The organism is Clavibacter michiganensis subsp. insidiosus (assembly GCF_002240565.1).
In the GTDB taxonomy this organism is placed as follows: Bacteria; Actinomycetota; Actinomycetes; order Actinomycetales; family Microbacteriaceae; genus Clavibacter; species Clavibacter insidiosus.
In genome coordinates, this window is record NZ_MZMO01000001.1 from 817,149 (window position 1) to 835,648 (window position 18,500).

Consider the following 18,500-nt stretch of genomic DNA (forward strand, 5'->3'; position numbering starts at 1 on the left):
CGGGAGGGTTACTGCAGCGAGTCGCAGGCGCTCGACAGGCTCGCGCGGAGGTCATCGGGCAACGGCTTGCCGACCAACATGGCCATCTGGTCCGCTCCGGCGTTGATCTGCTGCCCGTACTGGTCGGCGTTGGGCACGCCGCTCCTCTGCGCCTCAGTGGCCAGGTCGCGGTATGCCTGGACGTCCGACTCCTCGATCGCATCCTTGTCCTTGAGCCCGCACGTGAAGTCGCGGACCTTCGCGAGCGTCGCCGCGTCCGTCCCGCTAGCGCCCGAGCCGGCGTCGCCCTCGGTGGTCGCCTCGGGCGTGGGGCTCGCGGCCTCGGCGGAGGCGGACGGGGTGGGCGTCGCGGCGTCGTCGGCGGCCGGCGAGCTGCACCCGGCGAGCGTGAGGCCCAGCCCGGCGATCCCGGCGCGCAGGCGGCGCGTGGTCAGAGGGGTCTGCGGAGAGGTCATGCCCTCACACTATCCAGCGCGGGCGGCTGATTTTCCTCGGGGGCGGAGACCTCGGGGGCGGAGACCTCGAGGGCGGAGGCTCCGCGGCGCTGCCCGACCGTCAGGTCATGACCGGGACGGGCTCCGTGTCCGGGATGGGGCCGGCGTCGCGGCCGCGGAGGTCCGGGCTGTGCCGGTGGAAGACGGCGGCGATCGCCGTGCCCGCCGCGAGCAGCGCCGCCGCGACGACGAACGCGCCCTGCGCGCCCTGCGCGTCGATGACGAAGCCCGCGGCAGCGGAGCCGAGCGCTGCCCCGATGAGCTGCCCGGTGCCCACCCAGCCGTATGCCTCCGCGGTGTCGCTGAAGCGCACCGACGACGAGACCACGGCGAAGAGCACGGCCAGCGCGGGCGCGATGCCGACGCCCGCGAGGAAGAGGAACACGGAGAGCCAGGCGAACTGCATCCACACGGCGGCCAGGGCCGTGCCGACCAGGATGATCGTGAGACGTCGCGCCATCGCCCACGGGCTGATGGGGATGTGCCCGAGCGAGAGGCCGCCGATGAGCGAGCCGACCGCGAAGATCGCGAGGACGAAGCCGGCCTCCGGTCCGCCGTGCCCGTACACCGCCACGACGCCGGCCTCGATGGCGGAGCACGCCGCGATGAGGAGGAACCCGACCACGGTGCTGAGGAGCACGGGCGGCCGCCCGAGCACCACGCCGAACCGGCGCTTGCTGCGGGGGATGCGGACCCGGCCGAGCTCGGGCGAGGAGATGCACCACGCACTGCCGACGACGAGGAACGCCGCCGCGACGAGGATGCCGGCACTCGTGTCCACCTGGATCGCGAGGAACGTGGCGATGACCGGGCCGAGCACCCAGATGATCTCCTGCGCCGACGCGTCGAGGGAGAAGAGGGGCGTGAGCTGCTTGGAGTTGACCATCTTCGGGTAGATGGTGCGGACGGCCGGCTGCACGGGCGGGTTCGCGAGCCCGGCGACCAGGCCGAGGCCCATGAAGGCGGGGACCGACGTGCTCGCGTCGCCGAGCGCCACCGCGACGACGGCGACCGTGCAGACGATCGACGTCAGGATGAGGACCGGGCGCATGCCCCAGACCCCCATCCAGCGGCTCGTGAGGGGACCGGCCACGGCCTGGCCGATGCTCGTCGCGGCGAGCACGAGGCCCGCGGCGCCGTACGACTCGTGGATCCGCTCGACGTGCATGAGGAACGCGAGCGAGAGCATGCCGCCCGGGAAGCGCGCCACGAGCTGGGCGGCGATGATCCGGCCCACGCCGCGGGTCTTGAGGAGGCTTCCGTACGTGCTCACGAGGGTCAGATCCTACCGGCCGGGAGGCCTCGTCCCGCAGCCTCGGGCGCCACCGGACAGCGATGTCGGCGGCGCGCCGTAGCGTGGGAGCGTGTGGACAAGTCCGCGGACTTGTCCACAATCTGTGAATGACACGCCCACTAGATGTGGTGGCTAGGCGATCGCCGCTACCCGCCATATAGTGGCTGTCAGCCGACAGCCACTATATGGCCGGTTCGCGGCGCTGGCATTTCAGCGGACCGGAATCAGCACGTCATCGGCTCTATGAACCAGGGCACACAGCCCCGCCCAGAGGCATGGGCCTCGAGACCGCAAGGAGCAGATGCAGAGTGTCGATCACGGTAGTCAAGAGGGACGGCTCGAAGGAGCCGTACGACGCGAACCGCATCAACCTGGCGATCGAGGATGCCACGCAGGGCCTCGACGAGAACATCGGCTGGGTCACGCAGATCGCGTCCGAGCTGGAGATCACCCTCTTCGACGGGATCACCACGCAGCAGCTGGATGAGGCCGTCATCCAGGTCGCGCTCCAGAACGTGAAGGACGACCCGGCGTTCGACACCGTCGCCGCGCGCCTCCTCCTCAAGACCATCTACAAGCGCGTCCTCGGCGACTACTCGTCGCCCGAGGAGCTCAAGCGCCTCCACGCGGAGCACTTCGCCCGCAACATCCAGCGCGGCGTCGACGAGATGCTCCTCGACTCCCGCCTCGTGCAGCTGTTCGACCTGGAGCGCCTCGCCCAGGCCCTCGAGCCGTCGCACGACGAGCTGCTCAAGTACATCGGCGTCGTCACGCTGAACAACCGCTACGGCATCAAGGGCCGCAACGGCGACGCCCTCGAGGTGCCCCAGTACTTCTGGATGCGCATCGCGATGGGCCTCACGCTGAATGAGCAGAACCCGACCGAGACGGCCATCGCCTTCTACGAGAAGATGTCGAAGCTCGAGTACCTCGCGGCCGGCTCCACCCTCGTCAACGCGGGCACCATCTACCCGCAGCTCGCGAACTGCTTCGTCATGGAGATGCAGGACGACATCGAGCACATCGCGAAGACCACGCGCGACGTCATGTGGCTCACCAAGGGCACGGGCGGCATCGGCCTTTCCGTCTCCAAGCTGCGCGCGCAGGGCTCGCCCATCCGCTCGAACAACACCACGTCCACGGGCCCGATCCCGTTCATGCACACCATCGACTCCGTGCTCCGCGCCGTCAGCCGCGGCGGCAAGAAGTTCGGCGCCCTCTGCTTCTACATGGAGAACTGGCACCTCGACTTCCCCGAGTTCCTCGACCTGCGCCAGAACTCGGGCGACCCGTACCGCCGCACCCGCACCGCCAACACGGCCGTGTGGATCAGCGACGAGTTCATGAAGCGCGTGCAGAACGACGAGGACTGGTTCCTCTTCGACCCGCTGGAGGTCTCCGACCTCGGCGAGCTGTACGGCAAGGCGTTCTCGGAGCGCTACGCGTTCTACGTCGCCGAGGCCGAGGCCGGGCGCATCCGCATGTTCAAGCGCATCAAGGCGCGCGAGCAGTTCAAGTCGATCCTCATCTCGCTCCAGACCACCAGCCACCCGTGGCTGACCTGGAAGGACACGATCAACAACCGCGCCCTGAACAACAACACGGGCACGATCCACCTCTCGAACCTCTGCACCGAGATCACGCTGCCGCAGGACGAGGACAACGTCTCCGTCTGCAACCTGGCGTCGATCAACCTGTCGCAGCACTTCGCCGACGGCAAGGTCGACTTCGCCAAGATCGAGCAGAGCGCGCGCCTCGCGGTGCGCCAGCTCGACAACCTCATCGACATCACGCGCTCCAGCGTGAAGGAGGCGGACTTCTCCAACCAGCAGAACCGCGCGGTGGGCCTCGGCGTCATGGGCTTCACCGACATAGTGGAGAAGCTCGGCTTCTCGTACGAGTCCGAGGAGTCGTACGACCTGATCGACGAGATCATGGAGCACGTCTCCTACGCGGCCATCGACGAGTCGGCTGACCTGGCGAAGGAGCGCGGCGCGTACCCGAACTTCGAGGGATCCCGCTGGTCCGAGGGCCTCGTGCCGCTCGACTCGATCGCCCTCATGGAGGCCGACCGCGGCGTGCCCGTCAAGGTCAACCGCACCACGCGCCTCGACTGGGACGCGCTGCGCGTGAAGGTCAAGGGCGGCATGCGCAACGCGACGCTCATGGCCATCGCGCCCACCGCGTCCATCGGCCTCGTCGCCGGCACCACGCCCGGCCTCGACCCGCAGTTCTCGCAGATCTTCAGCCGCTCCACCTCCTCGGGCAAGTTCCTCGAGGTCAACCGGAACCTCGTGAAGGACCTCCAGGAGCTCGGCATCTGGGAGACCGTGCGCGAGAACATCTTGCGCAGCCAGGGCGACATCCAGAACATCGCCGCCATCCCGGACTCGGTCAAGGCCACGTACCGCACGAGCTTCCAGCTCTCGCCGTACGCGTTCCTCGAGGTCGCGGCGCGCGCGCAGAAGTGGATCGACCAGGCCATCAGCCGGAACATGTACCTCGAGACGCGCGACCTCGGCGACATGATGGACATCTACTTCGCCGGCTGGGAGCGCGGGGTCAAGACCACGTACTACCTGCACATGAAGCCGCGCCACACGGCCGAGCAGTCGACCGTCAAGGTCGACAAGTCGCAGGACGCCGACGGCACCAAGCGCAAGGGCTTCGGCGGATTCGGCGGCGGCGCTCCCGCTGTCGCGCCCGCGTCGACCGCTCCCGCATCCACCGCGACCGCGGAGGCCCCGGCCCCGCAGTCCGCTCCGGCGCCCCGCAAGGGCTTCGGCTTCGGCGGAGTGGGAGGTGCACGCTGATGAACGACGACACGTTCGGCGACTACGTCGTCCCCATGGACCCCATGGACGAGCTCCAGTGCGACTCCTGCCAGTAGGCAGGCGTCACTCCTAGAGCTCCACCCGGCCTGACCGGCCGCCCCACCCGCACCACCACGCACCACGCACTCGGAGAGAAGAAGCAGATGTCGAAGATCCTCGGCACGGGAATCCAGGAGGGCCTCCTCCTCAAGCCCGTCAACTACCAGTGGGCCATGGACCTGTACGACCAGGCCGTCGCCAACACGTGGTTTCCCAACGAGATCCAGCTCGGCGAGGACATCGCGGACTTCAAGAAGATGACGGACGAGGAGCGCCACGCGATCACGTTCCTCATGAGCTACTTCAACCCGAACGAGCTCCTCGTGAACAAGGCGCTCGCGTTCGGCGTCTACCCCTACATCAACGCGCCGGAGTGCCACCTCTACCTGGCGAAGCAGATGTGGGAGGAGGCGAACCACTGCATGTCGTTCGAGTACGTCCTGGAGACGTTCCCGATCGACCGCGAGGCCGCGTACAACTCCCACGTCGACATCCCGTCGATGGCGCGCAAGGAGGAGTTCGAGGTCACGTTCATCAAGCGCATGACCGAGCAGACCCTCGACATCACCACCACCGAGGGCAAGAAGGACTTCGTCCGGAACCTCGTCGCGTACAACGTGATCCTCGAGGGCATCTGGTTCTACTCGGGCTTCATGGTGTCCCTGTCGTTCCGCCAGCGGAACCTGCTGCGCAACTTCGGCTCGCTCATGGACTGGATCGTGCGCGACGAGTCGCTGCACCTGAAGTTCGGGATCAACCTCATCCTCACGGTGCTCGAGGAGAACCCCGACCTGCAGACGGAGGAGTTCGCCGCCGAGATCAAGCAGATGATCCTCGACGCCGTCGAGATGGAGGAGCAGTACAACCGCGACCTCCTGCCGAACGGCATCCTCGGGCTCAACGCGAACTACATCAACCAGTACGTGAAGTACCTCGCCGACCGCCGCCTCGAGGAGCTCGGCTTCGAGGCCGAGTACAAGGTCTCGAACCCGGCGAAGTGGATGGCGACGGCGAACGATACGCTGCAGCTCGTCAACTTCTTCGAGTCGACCAACACGTCGTACGAGTCGAACGCGTCGGCCACCGTCGGCGCCAAGTAGGACCGCACCACCGCCGCGGGAGACCGCGGCACCGCACCACCGACCCCGCCCGCGCCGCGCATCCACCCGGATGCCGGTGCGGGCGTCGTCATGCCCGCGCCGCCACCGGCCGGGACGGACAGGAAGAGGGAGCATGGCCGAGCAGGACACCGGCGCCCGGCACGTCGCGCGCGACGGACGGGTCTACCGCACCGAGGTGGTCGGCTGGGACGACCCCCGCGGAGCGCGGATCCGCGCGGCCATGGAGGCCGAGATGGACGTGCGGTACGAGGGGCGCCACGCCGACGACCCCGACTGGCCCGCGAAGGCCGCGGTCGCGTTCGCGTTCGACCCGGCCGACGTGGAGGCCGTGGTGCTGCCCGTCCTCGACGGCGACGACCGGGACGCGGCCGCGCACGGCGTCATCCGGCACCTCGGCGACGAGCTCGAGCTGAAGAAGGTCGTCGTGGATCCCGCGCACCGCGGCACGGGCCTCGCGCGCGTGCTCATGGCCGAGCTGGAGCGCGTGGCCCGGGAGCGCGGCGCCCGCCGCCTCATCCTGCAGACGGGCGACCGGCAGCCCGACGCCATCCAGCTCTACGCGACCGCGGGGTGGCTGCCCATCGACGTGTACCCGCCGTACATCCCCGTCACGAACTCGGTCTGCTTCGAGAAGCCGCTGGGCTGATCCGACCCGGCCCTGCGAGCATGGGGCGATGGAGATCCTCATCACGCCCGCCGAGCTCGACCGTGCCCTGCGCACCCACGACGACGTGCACGTGCTCGACGTGCGGTGGTCGCTCGGCCGACCTCCCGGGCGGCCGCTGCACGAGGCCGGGCACATCCCCGGTGCCGTGTACGCCGACCTCGACACCGAGCTGTCGCGACACGGCGCTCCCGAGGAGGGGCGGCATCCGCTGCCCGCGACCGCCGACCTCGAGCGGGCGGCGCGCGGCTGGGGGATCCGGGAGGGCGACGCGGTCGTCGTGCACGACGGGGGGGGGGCAACACCGCGGCGGCGCGCGCGTGGTGGCTGCTGCGGGACGCGGGGATCCGGGACGTGCGGATCCTCGACGGCGCGCTGCCCGCGTGGGTCGCGGCGGGCCTGCCGCTCGAGACGGGATCCGCCGTGCCCGAGCGCGGCGACGTGACGCTCACCCGCGGCGCTCTGCCCACCCTCGACGAGGACGCCGCCGCCGGGATCGCGCGCTCCGGGACGCTCCTCGACGCGCGCGCGGGGGAGCGGTACCGCGGCGAGGTCGAGCCGGTGGATCCGCGCGCGGGCCACATCCCCGGCGCCGTGAGCGCGCCGACGGTCGGCAACCTCGACGCGGACGGCGCCTTCCTCCCGGCCGACGTCCTCCGGGCGAGGTACGCCGCACTCGGGATCCGGGCGGGCGCCGCCGTGGGCGTCTACTGCGGCTCGGGCGTCACGGCCGCGCACGAGGTCGCGGCGCTCGCGATCGCGGGCATCGACGCGGCGCTGTACCCGGGATCGTGGTCGGCCTGGGCGAACCGGCCCGACCGCCCCGTGGCGACGGGTGCGGAGCCGGGCGACGCCTGACGGCACGTCAGGCGAGACGGCCGCCGTCGAGCGTCAGCACCCGGTGGGCGCGGTCGGCGGCCGTCGCGCTGTGCGTGATGAGCAGGATCGCGACGCCCGTGCGCGTGCGCGCCTCGTCGAGGGCGTCCAGCACCATCCGCTCCGCCGTGGCGTCGAGGGACGCGGTGATCTCGTCGCACACGAGCACGGCCGGTGCCGCGGCCATCGCCCGGGCGATGGCGACGCGCTGGCGCTGGCCGCCGCTCAGCTGGTGCGGCCGGCGCTCGAGGAGGCATGGATCCAGCCCGAGGCGCGCGAGCAGCTCGGCGGGATCGGCGGCCGGGGAGCCCCGGCGGACGGCGGCGCGACCCGCGCGGGTGATGGCCGCGCGCACCGTCTCTCCCGGGTGCAGCGCGGCGCGTGGATCCTGGAGCACCAGCCCCACGAGCGGCTTCTCCGAGCGGGTCCGATCCTCGCCCGCCCAGGGGAGGCGCGTGCCCGCCACGTCAAGCGCGCCCGCATCCGGCACGAGGAGGCCGGCGACCGCCCGGCCGATGCTCGTCTTGCCCGATCCGGATCGGCCCCGGAGCGCGAGCATCGCGCCGGGCGGGATGCGGAAGTAGGCCTCGTCGACCACCCGGTGCGCGCGGAAGCGGACGCGGAGACCGGACACCTCGACGGCGGGAGCGGATGCGACGGGCCGGGTGGCGGGAGCCGCCCGCGCCTCGACGGCCGCCGGCCCGCGAGCGGGCGGGGGCGTCGCGACGGCCGTCGGGGAGCCGTGCCCCCACGCGCCGCCGTGCAGGGTGACGACGCGTCCGCTCGTGCGCGTGAGCACGTCGGGAGCGTGGCTCGCGATGACGACGGTCGGTCGCCACGGGAGGCGCGCGACGTGACGGGCGACCAGGTCGGCGGTCTCGGCGTCCAGCGCGCTCGTGGGCTCGTCGAGGAGGACCACCGCGGGCCGGCCCGCGAGGAGCGCCGCCAGGATCACGCGCTGCGCCTGCCCGCCCGAGAGCTCGGATCCGCGACGGCGCAGCAGCGCGGGGTCGAGGTGCGCGTCGCGCGCGGCCTCGAGCGCGAGCCGGCCGAGGTCCGCGCGGCCGGCGGACCGTCGAGCCGCCTGGCGGATGTGCTGGAGCGCGGTGCGCGCGGGATCGAGGGCGCTCGCCGGATCCTGCGGCACGTGCCCGACGATCCGTCCGCGGAGGAGGCGCCGGCCCGCCGGGGCGAGGGGATCCACGCCGTGGACGCGGACGGTCCCCGCCATGACCCGGGCCCCGGCGGAGAGGTGCCCGAGGAGCGCGTGCAGCAGGGTCGACTTCCCGCTGCCGGACGGCCCGGACAGTCCGACGACCTCGCCGGGCGCGACGCGGAGGTCGATCCCGCGGAGGAGCGTCGCTCCGGTGCCGCTCGCGTCCGTCGCGCCGGTCCCGCCCTGGATCGTGAGGCCGCTGACCTCGATGGCGGGGATCACCGGGCATCCCCGCGCCGTCGGGCGGACCCGTCCACCGCGAGCGTCACGCCGAGCGAGACCGCGACCAGGAGCCCGGCGGGCACGAGGGTCGCGAGCGGGTTCGCGCGGATGCCGACCACGTCCTCCCGCACCATGCGCCCCCAGTCGGCCGCGGGCGCGCTGGCGCCGACGCCGAGGAACCCGGCGGCCGCGGCGAGCTGGAGCGCGGCGATGAACCGGAGGCCCGCGTCCGCGAGGGCGACCGAGCGGATCCCCGGGATGATGTCGTGCCGGAGCCTGCTGCCGATCCCGTCGCCGCGCGCCCGGGCGATCACGACGTGGTCGGCCGCCGCGACGATGCGCGTCTGCTGGCGGATGACCCGCACGGAGGACGGGGCGCTCACGAGGGCGATGGCGGCGACGATCGCCGCGGGCTGGCCCGGTGACCCCGCCGCGAGGACGAGCAGGACCAGCAGCGCGGGCAGGGCGGCGACGGCGTCGACGACGCGCACGGCCGCGTCGGCCGCGCGGGACGGGCGCAGCCCCGACCGGATCCCGAGCGCGAGCCCCACGGCGCTCGCGGCCAGGGTAGCGGCGACGGCCTCGAGCACGAGCCCCCGCCCGCCCGCGGCCACGCGCGCGAGCAGGTCGCGGCCGAGCAGCTCCGTGCCGAGCGGATGCGCGGCGTCCGGGCCGGCGAAGGGCCGGCCGACGACCTCGTCCGGCGAGCCGAGCGGCAACAGGGGCCCGAGCAGGGCGGCGGCGACGACGCTCGCGGCGAGCACCAGGGCGAGCGTACGGAAGCCGCCGCGGGCGCGGGACCTGGCGGACTCGTCGCTCATCCGCGGACCTGCTCGGCGCCCCGGCGGCGTCGGAGGAGGGCCGCGCCGACGTCGCCGACCAGCAGGATCGCGAGGGCCGCGCCGCCGAGCACGAGCGCGACCGCCTGCACCATGGGCACGTCCCGGGCGGACACCGCGCGCGCGAGCTCCAGGCCGATGCCGGGGACGCCGAACAGCGTCTCGACCACGATCCCGCCGCCGAGCAGCCCGGCGGCCACCAGCGCGAGCGACTGGAGCGCCGGGGCCGCCGCGTTCGGCAGCACGTGCACGAGCGCGAGGCGGAGGCCGTGGATCCCGTTGAGCCGCGCGTGCTCGATGAACGGCGCCCGCATCACGTCGACGACGGTCGCGCGCAGCATCCGCGCGGCCGGGCCCGCGCCGGCGAGGGCGAGCGTCGCGACCGGCAGCACGAGAACCTCCGGATGCTGCCACGCGGCGTCGCCCAGGGGCAGGAGCGCGACGGCCGGGAGCACCGGCACGAGGGAGGTGAGGAGCACGAGGAGCGCGATGGCGACGAGGAAGTCGGGCGTCGCCATCATGACCACCGTGAGGGTGGTGAGCAGCCGGTCGGCCGCGCTGTCCTCCCGCATGCCCGACGCGAGGCCGAGGCAGGTCGCGACCACGGCGATCACCGCGACCGCGAGCGCCGTGATGGTCAGCGTGTCGATGAGGCGCTCCCCGAGGAGCGGCGCGATCTCGCGGCCGGAGACGAGCGATCGGCCGAGGTCGCCGTGGAGGGCGCCGGCGGCCCAGGTCAGGTACCTCTCCGCGACGGGGCGGTCGAGGCCCAGGTCCGTGCGGAGGGCGTCGCGCTCCGCCGCGGTCGCACCGCTTCCCGCGAGGGCCCCGGAGGCGTCCCCCGGCAGCGCGGATGCGCTCGCGAACACGACGACCGAGAGCGCCGCGAGGGTCACCAGCGCGGCGCCGCACCGTCCGGCGATCCACCGGCCGAGCGGCGCCGCGGAGCTCACCGCGCCGCGACCGTCGCCCGCGACAGGTCGGGGAACTGCAGCTCACGGACGCCGGCGACGCCGTCGGACTGCGCGCTGATCGAGGGCACGAACACCGGCGCGATCGTGTAGCCCTTCGCCCAGAGGATCTGCTGCGCCTGGTGCGACGCGGCGAGCCGGGCCTCCGGGGTGGCGGCGCTGCGCGCCTGGGCGACGAGCGCGTCCGCCTCGGGCAGCGCTCCGGGCACGTGGTTCGGCTCGAAGAGCGCCGGCGGCGTGTACCCGGCGGCGAACGGCAGCCTCTGGTACGCGGCGTAGTCGGCGTAGAGCTGGCCCGCGGGCAGCTCGGCGAGGGTCGCGTCCACGCCGATCGCGCGGAGGTCCTGCACGATCAGCGTGGCGGTCTCGACCATGCCGGGCAGCTCGGGGCCCGCCGTGAGCGTCACCTTCATGCCGCTCTGCCCGGCCTCGGCGAGCAGCGCCTTCGCCCGGTCGGGGTCGTGCTCGCGCGTCGGCAGGGTCGTGTCGTAGCTCGGGAAGCCGAGCCCGGGCACGTCGTCGCCCACGAACGCGTGGCCGAAGTAGACGGTGTCGACGATCTGCTGGCGGTCGATCGCGAGCTTGAACGCCTCCCGCACGCGCTCGTCGGCGAAGGGGGCGAAGGACGGGTTCATGAGGAACTGGAGGGACGAGGCGTAGGGCAGCTCGCTCGTGGAGACGGTGATCCCGGATGCTCCCGTGAGCTCCTGGGCCTGCGCCGGGGCCAGCCCGCTCGCGTAGTCGACCTGGCCCTGGCGCAGCGCGTCCTCGCGGGCGGTCTGGTCGGAGATCGACAGCAGCTGGATGGAGTCGAGCGTCGGTCCGGTGCCGAGGGCGGTGCCGTAGAACGTCGGGTTGCAGGTGAGGACCGTGCTCTGCCCGGGCTCGAACCCGCTGATGGTGAACGGCCCCGAGGACGGCGTCGCCGCCGTGAACTCCGTGGTGCCGTCCTTGATGGCGAGCATGCTCTGGCAGATGAGCTGCCGGCCGTCGGCGACCGGGTGGCGCGTCGGCAGCGTGACGGTGAGGTCGTCGACGGCCGTGGCGGCGTCGACGTCGAGGTCGCGCGCGACGATCTGCGTGAAGGGCAGGCCGTGCAGCAGCCCGGGAGCGCGGAGCGAGTAGATGACGTCCGCGGCGGTGAGCGTGGATCCGTCGGTGAACGGCACGTCGGGCCGGACGTGCAGCGTGTAGGAGGAGAGGTCGGGGCTCACGTCGATGGAGGAGAGGGCGCCGTAGGCGACGCCGTCCGGAGCCGACGCGTCGATGTCGCAGAAGGGCGCGTGCACCAGCCGCGCGCGGACGTAGTCGAGCGCGGTCGGGCCGACCAGGTAGTCGAGCGTCTCGGCCGCGCCGCCGGGGAAGGCCGCGCGGAGCGTGCCGCCGGTCGCCGCGGCGTCCGCGGGAGCGTCGGAGGACGGCGCGCATCCGGATGCTCCCGCCGTGATCGCGAGGGCGAGCCCTGCCGCGACGATCGCGGGGTGCCTCCTGGGGAGCGTGGTCATGGGTCCTCCGTGCAGCTGCGTGGGGATCCGCGCGACGGCGCGGACCGAGACGGAGGCTACCGGCTTATCGAGAATGCTTCTCAGTAGAGTGCACATGGGCATCCGCGCCGCGCACGGCTCGGCCCAGGAGCCGCTCCAGCTCGTCGGCCAGGTCCGCGATCGTGCGCCGGCCGTCGAGCTCGAGGTCGGCGGACCGGCGGAGCAGCGGCTCCACCTCCCGCGTGTTCCGGCGGATCTCCTCGCGCTCGGCGGGGTCCTTCCCGTAGTCGTTCCCGGTGCGCCCGGCGACGCGCGCGAGCAGCACGTCGAGCGGTGCGCTGAGCAGCACGACGTGCGCGAACCGGTCGCGGAACGCGCCCTGGTTCTCGACGGTGCCCGAGACGACGATGCGCGGCTCGCGGTCGAGGAGACGGGCCATCCGCGGCTCGTCCCATCGGCCGTCCGGCAGGGTCCGGCCGTCATGGTCGGTGTCGAGCGTGCGGTGCCCGCGCCGGGCCAGCTCGGCGAGGAGCGTGGACTTCCCGGCGCCGGACATGCCGGTGAGGAGGATCCGCGTCATGCGTCGACGGTACGCGGCGGCGGGGCGACCCCGCGCGCCGCGGTCAGCGGCCCGCGCCGAGGTGCGCGCGCCAGGAGCCGCGCTCGGTGATGTCCTCGGCGTCCTCGAGCGCCTGGGGCTCGCAGAGGAAGCCGAGCACCTCGGATCCGTCCGCCATGGCCACCTTGCCGACCACCATGGGGCGCGCGAGCTGCGTGACGACGTCGGCCACGCGGCCCGAGGGGATCGCCCACAGCTCCCCGGTGATGGAAGCGCCGCCCGTCTCCGTGGCGACGAGGCCCGGCTTGGGCGGCACGGTGTCGAGCGCGTGGAGGCGGTAGGCGGGCGCGGTGACCGCGTCGCCGAGCAGCCGCGCGCCGAGCCCGGTGAGCTGGCCGTTGAGCGGCTGCCCGACCATGTGCGCGCCGAACACGGCGATCGGCGTGGCGGCGGGTCCCCACGACGGGGCAGGCGTGCGCGGCTCGTCCGGCGCCGTGCCGACCGCGCGCTGCAGCCGGTCCGCGGCGTCGACGAGCGCGGCGTCCGAGAACGCCGGGCCGACCAGGGTCACGCCGAACGGCCGCCCGTCGGCGTCCGGCCCGGGCACCGCGATCGCGGCCAGGTCGAGGAGGTTCACGAAGTTCGTGTAGGTGCCCACCCAGGAGTTGACGCCGATCGGATCGGCCGCGACCTCGGCCCGCGACGGATGCCCGGGCGCGGTGGGCAGCAGGAGCGCGTCCACGCCGGCGAGGATGCGCCGGGCGTCCAGCCGGTGGCGGCGGAGGGCCTGCTGGTCGGCGACGAGCTCGACGGCCGTCTTCGCGGAGCCGGATCCGATGATGCGGGCGACCGACGGATCCGCGCCCTCGGGCGACCTGGCGAGCAGGTGGCCGACGGCCTGGGTGCGCTCGGCGACGAGGGCGCCGTCGTAGAGGAGGGCGGCGGCCGCGAGCAGCGGCGAGATGTCGACCTCGGCGACCTCCACGCCGGCGTCGCCGAGCATCGCCACCGTACGGTCGAATGCGCTCCGCCATGACGGCGACATGGGCGCGAGGCCCGCGTCGGCCGGCACAGCGAGGCGGAGGACCGGAGCCGCGCTGAGCGGGGCGTCGGAGGGCCAGGGGCGGCTCGCCGGATCCGCGTCGTCGACACCCGCCACCACCCCGGCCACGCGCTCGGCCAGGGCGAGGGTGCGCGCGAAGACGGTCACGGTGTCGTAGGAGGGCGCGGCCGGCACGACGCCCCGGGCGGGCAGGAGGCCCAGGGTGGGCTTGATCCCGACGAGCCGGTTGTAGGCGGCGGGCACGCGCCCGGACCCGGCGGTGTCGGTGCCGAGCGCGGCGTCCGCGATGCCGAGCGCCACCGCGACCGCGGAGCCCGAGCTGGATCCGCCGGACACGAGCTCCGGGTCTTCCGCTCCCCGCACCTCGCCGTAGGGGCTGCGCGTGCCCACGAGGCCGGTCGCGAGCTGATCCAGGTTCGTCTTGCCGAGGACCACGGCGCCCGCCGCCTCGAGGCGCGCGACCACCGTGGCGCTCTCCTCCGGCTGGTAGGCGCTGACGGGCAGCGCCGCGGTCGTCGGGAACCCGGCCGCGTCGATGTTGTCCTTGACGGCCACCACGAGACCGGCGAGCGGCAGGGCGTCGGCGCCCTCCTCCGCGAGGGCCCGCGCGACGCCGGCCGCGGCGGCGACCGCCTCCTCCTCCGGGCGGAGCGTGATCCACACCTCCGGCCGGTCCACCTCGGCGATGCGCCGGTAGGCGGCGCGGACGCGGGCGACCGGATCCGGTGCCGCTGCGGGAGGGCGGGAGGGGCGGGAGGGGTGACGGGGGCTGTCGTGGGCGATGCGGTCATGTGGGGTCTCTCCGTTCGGGGTGCGGCGGTCATGGCGCGGTGGCGATGGCGGGGCGGTGCGCGGACGGGCCACTTCTCGGCCGCGGGAGCGAGGAGCGCGGAGTGGATGGCGCGCGTCGCATCGTGGAGCCGACGGCCGGATCCGGCTCGTCAGCCCGCGAGCACCTTGCGGATCCGCTGCAGCGACACCGGCTCGGCCGTCGGCAGGTGCTGGGCGAAGAGGCTGAGCCGCAGCTCCTCGAGCATCCAGCGCGCGTGCACGAGCGACTCGGGCGCGTGCGGCGCCGACGGGATGACGCCGCCGGCCTCGCGGTAGAGGTCGGTCGCCTTCTGCACCTCGGTCATCCACGCGCGGTCGCGCGCGGGCTGGTCGGGCCGGCGCTGCACGCGGTGCGTCAGGCCGGAGAGGTAGGCGGGCAGGCGCTGCAGCCGGGCGAGGCCGGTGACCGAGACGAAGCCCGGGTACACGAGCCCGGCGAGCTGCTCGCGCGCATCGGTGAGCGCGCCGATCAGCTGCATGCTCGTCGCCTGCTTGATCGCGCGCTCGGCGTCGCGCGCGCCCGTGAGCACGCGGTTGACAAGCGCCACCGTGTCGAACATCGAGTCCATCACGACGCCGGAGATGCGATCCCGAGCCGTCTCGAACAGCTCCTTCGAGTAGATCGCGCCGCCCGGGGCCACGCGCTCGAGCACCTGGTCGATGCAGGCGAGCAGGCAGTCGTCGAAGAGCGCCTGCACGTTCGGGTACGGGCTCGTCGCGAGCATGAGCTTCTCCTGGCTCGTGAGGTGCTGCTTCACGTAGGCCGAGGGATTCGCGATGGCGAGCACGAGCAGGCGTCGGACGCCGCCGGGCATCGCGCGCGCCTGGTCCTCGGCGGTCGCCATGAGGCGGATCGCGACGGTGGATCCCTCGTCGACGAGCGCCGGGTACGCGCGGATGACTTGCCGGCTGTCGCCCGTGCCGCCCTGCGCGGTGTCGACGAAGCGGGGCAGCTCGTCGAGGTCCCACGTGGTGAGGCCGGTGCGCTCCATGCCGCGCGTCGCCGGCCCTGATGCGCCGGCGACGCGCTCGACCGGGCGCGCGGTGGCCCGGGCGACGCTGTCGCGCGCGCGGCTGGAGAGCCGCGCCTGCAGCTCGGTGAGATCGCGGCCGGCGGCGACCTCGCGGCCGCGCTCGTCGACCACGCGGAACGCCATGCGGAGGTGCGCGGGGATCCGGTCGAGGTCGAAGTCGTCGTCGGCCACGCGCACGTGCGCCTTCCGCATGATGAGGCCCGCGATGGTGGTGGTGAAGGCCACGGGGTGCTGCGGATCCGGCTCGGGCAGCCCCTCGAGCAGCCGGTCGGCCCAGTCGGCGGCGGGCACGACGTTCTTGCGCAGCGCCTTCGGGAGGGCCTTGATCATGGCGGTGACGAGATCGCGCCGCATGCCGGGCACCTGCCAGTCGAAGCCGGCGGGGCTGAGCCGGGCGAGGAGCGCGAGCGGCACCTGCACGGTCACGCCGTCGTCGGGCGCGCCCGGCTCGAAGCGGTACGTGAGGGAGAGGCGCTGGTCGCCCTGCTGCCAGGTGGGCGGGAAGGCGCCCTCGTCGACGTCGACGGCGTCCTCGGCGAGGAGCTCCTCGGCGGTCATGGTGAGGAGGTCGGGCGTCTCCTGGCGCTGCTTCTTCCACCACCCCTCGAAGGCGCGCGTGGAGGCGACGTCGCGGGGGATCCGCTTGTCGTAGAACTCGAAGACGGCCTCGTCGTCGTTGAGGATGTCGCGGCGGCGCGTGCGCTCCTCGACCTCGGCGAGCTCCTCGCGGAGCTTCCGGTTGGCGCGGTCGAACGCCTGCTGCGACTCCCAGTCGCCCTCGACGAGCGCGTGCCGGATGAAGAGCTCGCGCGCGTACGCCGGGTCGATCCGGGAGAACTGCACGCGCCGCTTGAGCACGATGGGGACGCCGTACAGCGTCACGCGCTCCCAGGCCACGGTCGCACCCTGCTTCTTCTCCCAGTGCGGCTCGCTGTGGGTGCGCTTGACGAGCCCGCCCGCGATCGGCTCGGCCCACGCCGGGTCGATGGCCGCGTTGGTGCGCGCGAACAGGCGGCTGGTCTCCACGAGCTCGGCGCTCATGATCGCGTCGGGCTGCTTCTTCGCGAGCGCGGATCCCGGGAACACCACGAAGCGCGACTGGCGCGCGCCCACGTAGTCCTTCTTCTGCGCGTCCTTCAGCCCGATGTGGGAGAGGAGGCCCGCGAGCAGGGACTTGTGGATCCCGTCGGGGTCGGCCTTCGGCTCGTTCATCTGCAGGTCGAGCGGGCGGGCCAGCTGGCGCAGCTGGCGGAACACGTCCTTCCACTCGCGCACGCGCACGTAGTTGAGGAACTCGGCCTTGCACATGCGGCGGAACGCGCTCGAGGAGAGCTCGGCCTCCTTCTCCTCCAGGTGGTTCCAGAGGTTGAGGAGCGTGATGAAGTCGCTCGACGGATCCACGAAGCGCGCGTGCTGCTGGTCGGCCTGCGGTCGCTTCTCGAGGGGGCGCTCGCGGACGTCCTGGATGGTGAGGCCGGCCACCATGATCATGACCTCGCGGCTCACGCCGTGCTTGCGCGACTCCACGACCATGCGCGCGAACCGCGGGTCGATCGGCAGGCGCGACAGGTCGCGGCCCACCTTGGTGAGCGTGGGGCTCCCGTCGGGGGAGCGGACGACCGCGCCCAGCTCGGTGAGGAGGTCGACGCCGTCCTTGATGCCGCGCGAGTCCGGCGGCTGGAGGAACGGGAACGCGGCGATGTCGCCGAGGCCGAGCGACACCATCTGCAGGATCACGGCCGCGAGGTTCGTGCGGAGGATCTCCGGCTCGGTGAACTCGGGCCGTCGGGCGAAGTCCTCCTCCGAGTACAGGCGGATCGCGATGCCGTCGCTCGTGCGGCCGGATCGGCCCGAGCGCTGGTTGGCGGAGGCCTGCGAGATCGCCTCGATGGGGAGCCGCTGCACCTTGGAGCGCACGGAGTAGCGGGAGATGCGCGCGGTGCCGGCGTCGATCACGTACTTGATGCCGGGCACCGTGAGGCTCGTCTCGGCGACGTTGGTGGCGAGCACGATGCGGCGGCGCACGCCCGCCTGCGTCGACGGCTGGAAGACGCGGTGCTGATCCGCCGACGAGAGCCGCCCGTAGAGCGGCAGCACCTCGGTGTGCGGGAGGTTCCGGCTGCGGATGGCGTCCTCGGCGTCGCGGATCTCGTTCTCGCCGCTCAGGAACACGAGCACGTCGCCGGACGACTCGGCCGCCAGCTCGTCGAGCGCCGCGTTGATGCCCTCGAGGAAGTCGCGATCGTCGGCCGGGCGCTCGAGCGGCGCGTCGGCGAGGTCGTCGTCCTCGCCCGCGACGGCGGCCTCGGCGACGAGCGGGCGGTACCGGATCTCCACCGGGTACGTCCGCCCGGAGACCTCCACGATCGGGGCGTCGCCGAAGTGCCGCGAGAAGCTCTGCGGGTCGATGGTGGCCGACGTGATGATGAGCTTGAGGTCGGGCCGGCGCGGCAGCAGCTGCTTGAGGTAGCCGAGCAGGAAGTCGATGTTGAGGCTGCGCTCGTGGGCCTCGTCGATGATGATCGTGTCGTACTTCTTCAGCAGCCTGTCGCGCTGCAGCTCGTTGAGCAGGATCCCGTCGGTCATGAGCTTGATGCGGGTGTCGGCCGAGACCTTGTCGGTGAAGCGCACCTGGTAGCCCACGAGCTGGCCCACCTCGCCGCCGAGCTCCTCCGCGATGCGCTCCGAGATCGTGCGCGCGGCGAGCCGCCGGGGCTGCGTGTGGCCGATGCTCTCGCGGCCGAGCTCGAGGCAGATCTTCGGCAGCTGCGTGGTCTTGCCGGAGCCCGTCGCGCCCGCGACGATGACGACCTGGTTGTCGCGGATGGCGTCGGCGATCTCGTCCCGCATCCGGCTGACGGGGAGCTCGGGCGGGTACGCGATGCTGAATTCCATGCTGGTTTGAGTCTATCCGCGGGGCGCCGCCCCTCCCCGTGGCGTCGGCCCGGAGGTAGCGTCG

The 18,500-nt window shown here is 72.9% G+C and carries 12 protein-coding genes and 1 pseudogene; 4 read left to right on the forward strand and 9 right to left on the reverse strand.

The window, feature by feature from the left end; translation table 11 throughout:
• Positions 1–8: 8 nt before the first annotated feature.
• Together B5P21_RS04255 and B5P21_RS04260 are read right to left on the reverse strand one after the other, a co-directional pair.
• On the reverse strand, positions 9–455 hold the full coding sequence (locus B5P21_RS04255; protein WP_094170813.1) for a hypothetical protein: 447 nt from the start codon (positions 453–455) through the stop codon (positions 9–11).
• 100 nt (positions 456–555) lie between these two features.
• Positions 556–1,767, reverse strand: coding sequence for an MFS transporter (locus B5P21_RS04260; RefSeq protein WP_094170814.1), 1,212 nt, complete (start codon positions 1,765–1,767; stop codon positions 556–558).
• A 329-nt stretch (positions 1,768–2,096) separates the two neighbouring features.
• Here B5P21_RS04260 and B5P21_RS04265 point away from each other — a divergent pair, with 329 nt between their 5' ends.
• The 4 genes and pseudogenes from B5P21_RS04265 (at position 2,097) to B5P21_RS04285 (ending at position 7,304) form a co-directional block, all read left to right on the forward strand.
• Complete coding sequence (locus B5P21_RS04265; RefSeq protein ID WP_045529037.1) at positions 2,097–4,601, forward strand: ribonucleoside-diphosphate reductase subunit alpha; 2,505 nt, start codon at positions 2,097–2,099, stop codon at positions 4,599–4,601.
• 164 nt (positions 4,602–4,765) lie between these two features.
• Positions 4,766–5,761 (forward strand): ribonucleotide-diphosphate reductase subunit beta, encoded by a 996-nt coding sequence (locus B5P21_RS04275; RefSeq protein WP_045529035.1) that lies wholly within the window; start codon positions 4,766–4,768, stop codon positions 5,759–5,761.
• A 133-nt stretch (positions 5,762–5,894) separates the two neighbouring features.
• The gene (locus tag B5P21_RS04280; protein WP_094170815.1) at positions 5,895–6,428 is read left to right on the forward strand and encodes a GNAT family N-acetyltransferase; all 534 of its coding nucleotides are present in this window, start codon (positions 5,895–5,897) and stop codon (positions 6,426–6,428) included.
• 28 nt (positions 6,429–6,456) lie between these two features.
• Positions 6,457–7,304, forward strand: a pseudogene (locus B5P21_RS04285) (sulfurtransferase).
• Between the two features lie 7 nt (positions 7,305–7,311).
• On the opposite strand, the gene B5P21_RS04290 reads toward B5P21_RS04285, so the two are convergent.
• The 7 genes from B5P21_RS04290 to hrpA all read right to left on the reverse strand — a co-directional run bounded on the left by B5P21_RS04290 (position 7,312) and on the right by hrpA (position 18,436).
• Positions 7,312–8,760, reverse strand: coding sequence for an ABC transporter ATP-binding protein (locus B5P21_RS04290; RefSeq protein ID WP_094170816.1), 1,449 nt, complete (start codon positions 8,758–8,760; stop codon positions 7,312–7,314).
• A complete protein-coding gene (locus B5P21_RS04295) occupies positions 8,757–9,581 on the reverse strand; it encodes an ABC transporter permease subunit (protein WP_045529031.1) in 825 nt (274 codons plus the stop codon). Before B5P21_RS04295 ends, B5P21_RS04290 begins: the two co-directional genes overlap by 4 nt.
• The gene (locus B5P21_RS04300; RefSeq protein WP_052663223.1) at positions 9,578–10,552 is read right to left on the reverse strand and encodes an ABC transporter permease; all 975 of its coding nucleotides are present in this window, start codon (positions 10,550–10,552) and stop codon (positions 9,578–9,580) included. The genes B5P21_RS04295 and B5P21_RS04300 overlap by 4 nt, the downstream gene beginning before the upstream one ends.
• On the reverse strand, positions 10,549–12,075 hold the full coding sequence (locus B5P21_RS04305) for an ABC transporter substrate-binding protein (RefSeq protein WP_094170817.1): 1,527 nt from the start codon (positions 12,073–12,075) through the stop codon (positions 10,549–10,551). Before B5P21_RS04305 ends, B5P21_RS04300 begins: the two co-directional genes overlap by 4 nt.
• Before the next feature lie 64 nt (positions 12,076–12,139).
• The gene (locus tag B5P21_RS04310) at positions 12,140–12,634 is read right to left on the reverse strand and encodes a shikimate kinase (RefSeq protein ID WP_045529026.1); all 495 of its coding nucleotides are present in this window, start codon (positions 12,632–12,634) and stop codon (positions 12,140–12,142) included.
• Positions 12,635–12,677: 43 nt separating this feature from the next.
• The gene (atzF, locus tag B5P21_RS04315; RefSeq protein ID WP_246865246.1) at positions 12,678–14,354 is read right to left on the reverse strand and encodes an allophanate hydrolase; all 1,677 of its coding nucleotides are present in this window, start codon (positions 14,352–14,354) and stop codon (positions 12,678–12,680) included.
• A gap of 263 nt (positions 14,355–14,617) precedes the next feature.
• Positions 14,618–18,436 (reverse strand): ATP-dependent RNA helicase HrpA, encoded by a 3,819-nt coding sequence (hrpA, locus tag B5P21_RS04320; protein ID WP_094170818.1) that lies wholly within the window; start codon positions 18,434–18,436, stop codon positions 14,618–14,620.
• Between the last annotated feature and the right edge of the window lie 64 nt (positions 18,437–18,500).

What these genes read in the sequence shown, in the direction of transcription:
- B5P21_RS04310 (WP_045529026.1), bottom strand. Translation starts at nt 12,634, where the DNA reads ATGACGCGGATCCTCCTCACCGGCATGTCCGGCGCCGGGAAGTCCACG.
- B5P21_RS04280 (WP_094170815.1), top strand. Translation starts at nt 5,895, where the DNA reads ATGGCCGAGCAGGACACCGGCGCCCGGCACGTCGCGCGCGACGGACGG.
- B5P21_RS04255 (WP_094170813.1), bottom strand. Translation starts at nt 455, where the DNA reads ATGACCTCTCCGCAGACCCCTCTGACCACGCGCCGCCTGCGCGCCGGG.
- B5P21_RS04305 (WP_094170817.1), bottom strand. Translation starts at nt 12,075, where the DNA reads ATGACCACGCTCCCCAGGAGGCACCCCGCGATCGTCGCGGCAGGGCTC.
- hrpA (WP_094170818.1), bottom strand. Translation starts at nt 18,436, where the DNA reads ATGGAATTCAGCATCGCGTACCCGCCCGAGCTCCCCGTCAGCCGGATG.
- B5P21_RS04295 (WP_045529031.1), bottom strand. Translation starts at nt 9,581, where the DNA reads ATGAGCGACGAGTCCGCCAGGTCCCGCGCCCGCGGCGGCTTCCGTACG.
- B5P21_RS04275 (WP_045529035.1), top strand. Translation starts at nt 4,766, where the DNA reads ATGTCGAAGATCCTCGGCACGGGAATCCAGGAGGGCCTCCTCCTCAAG.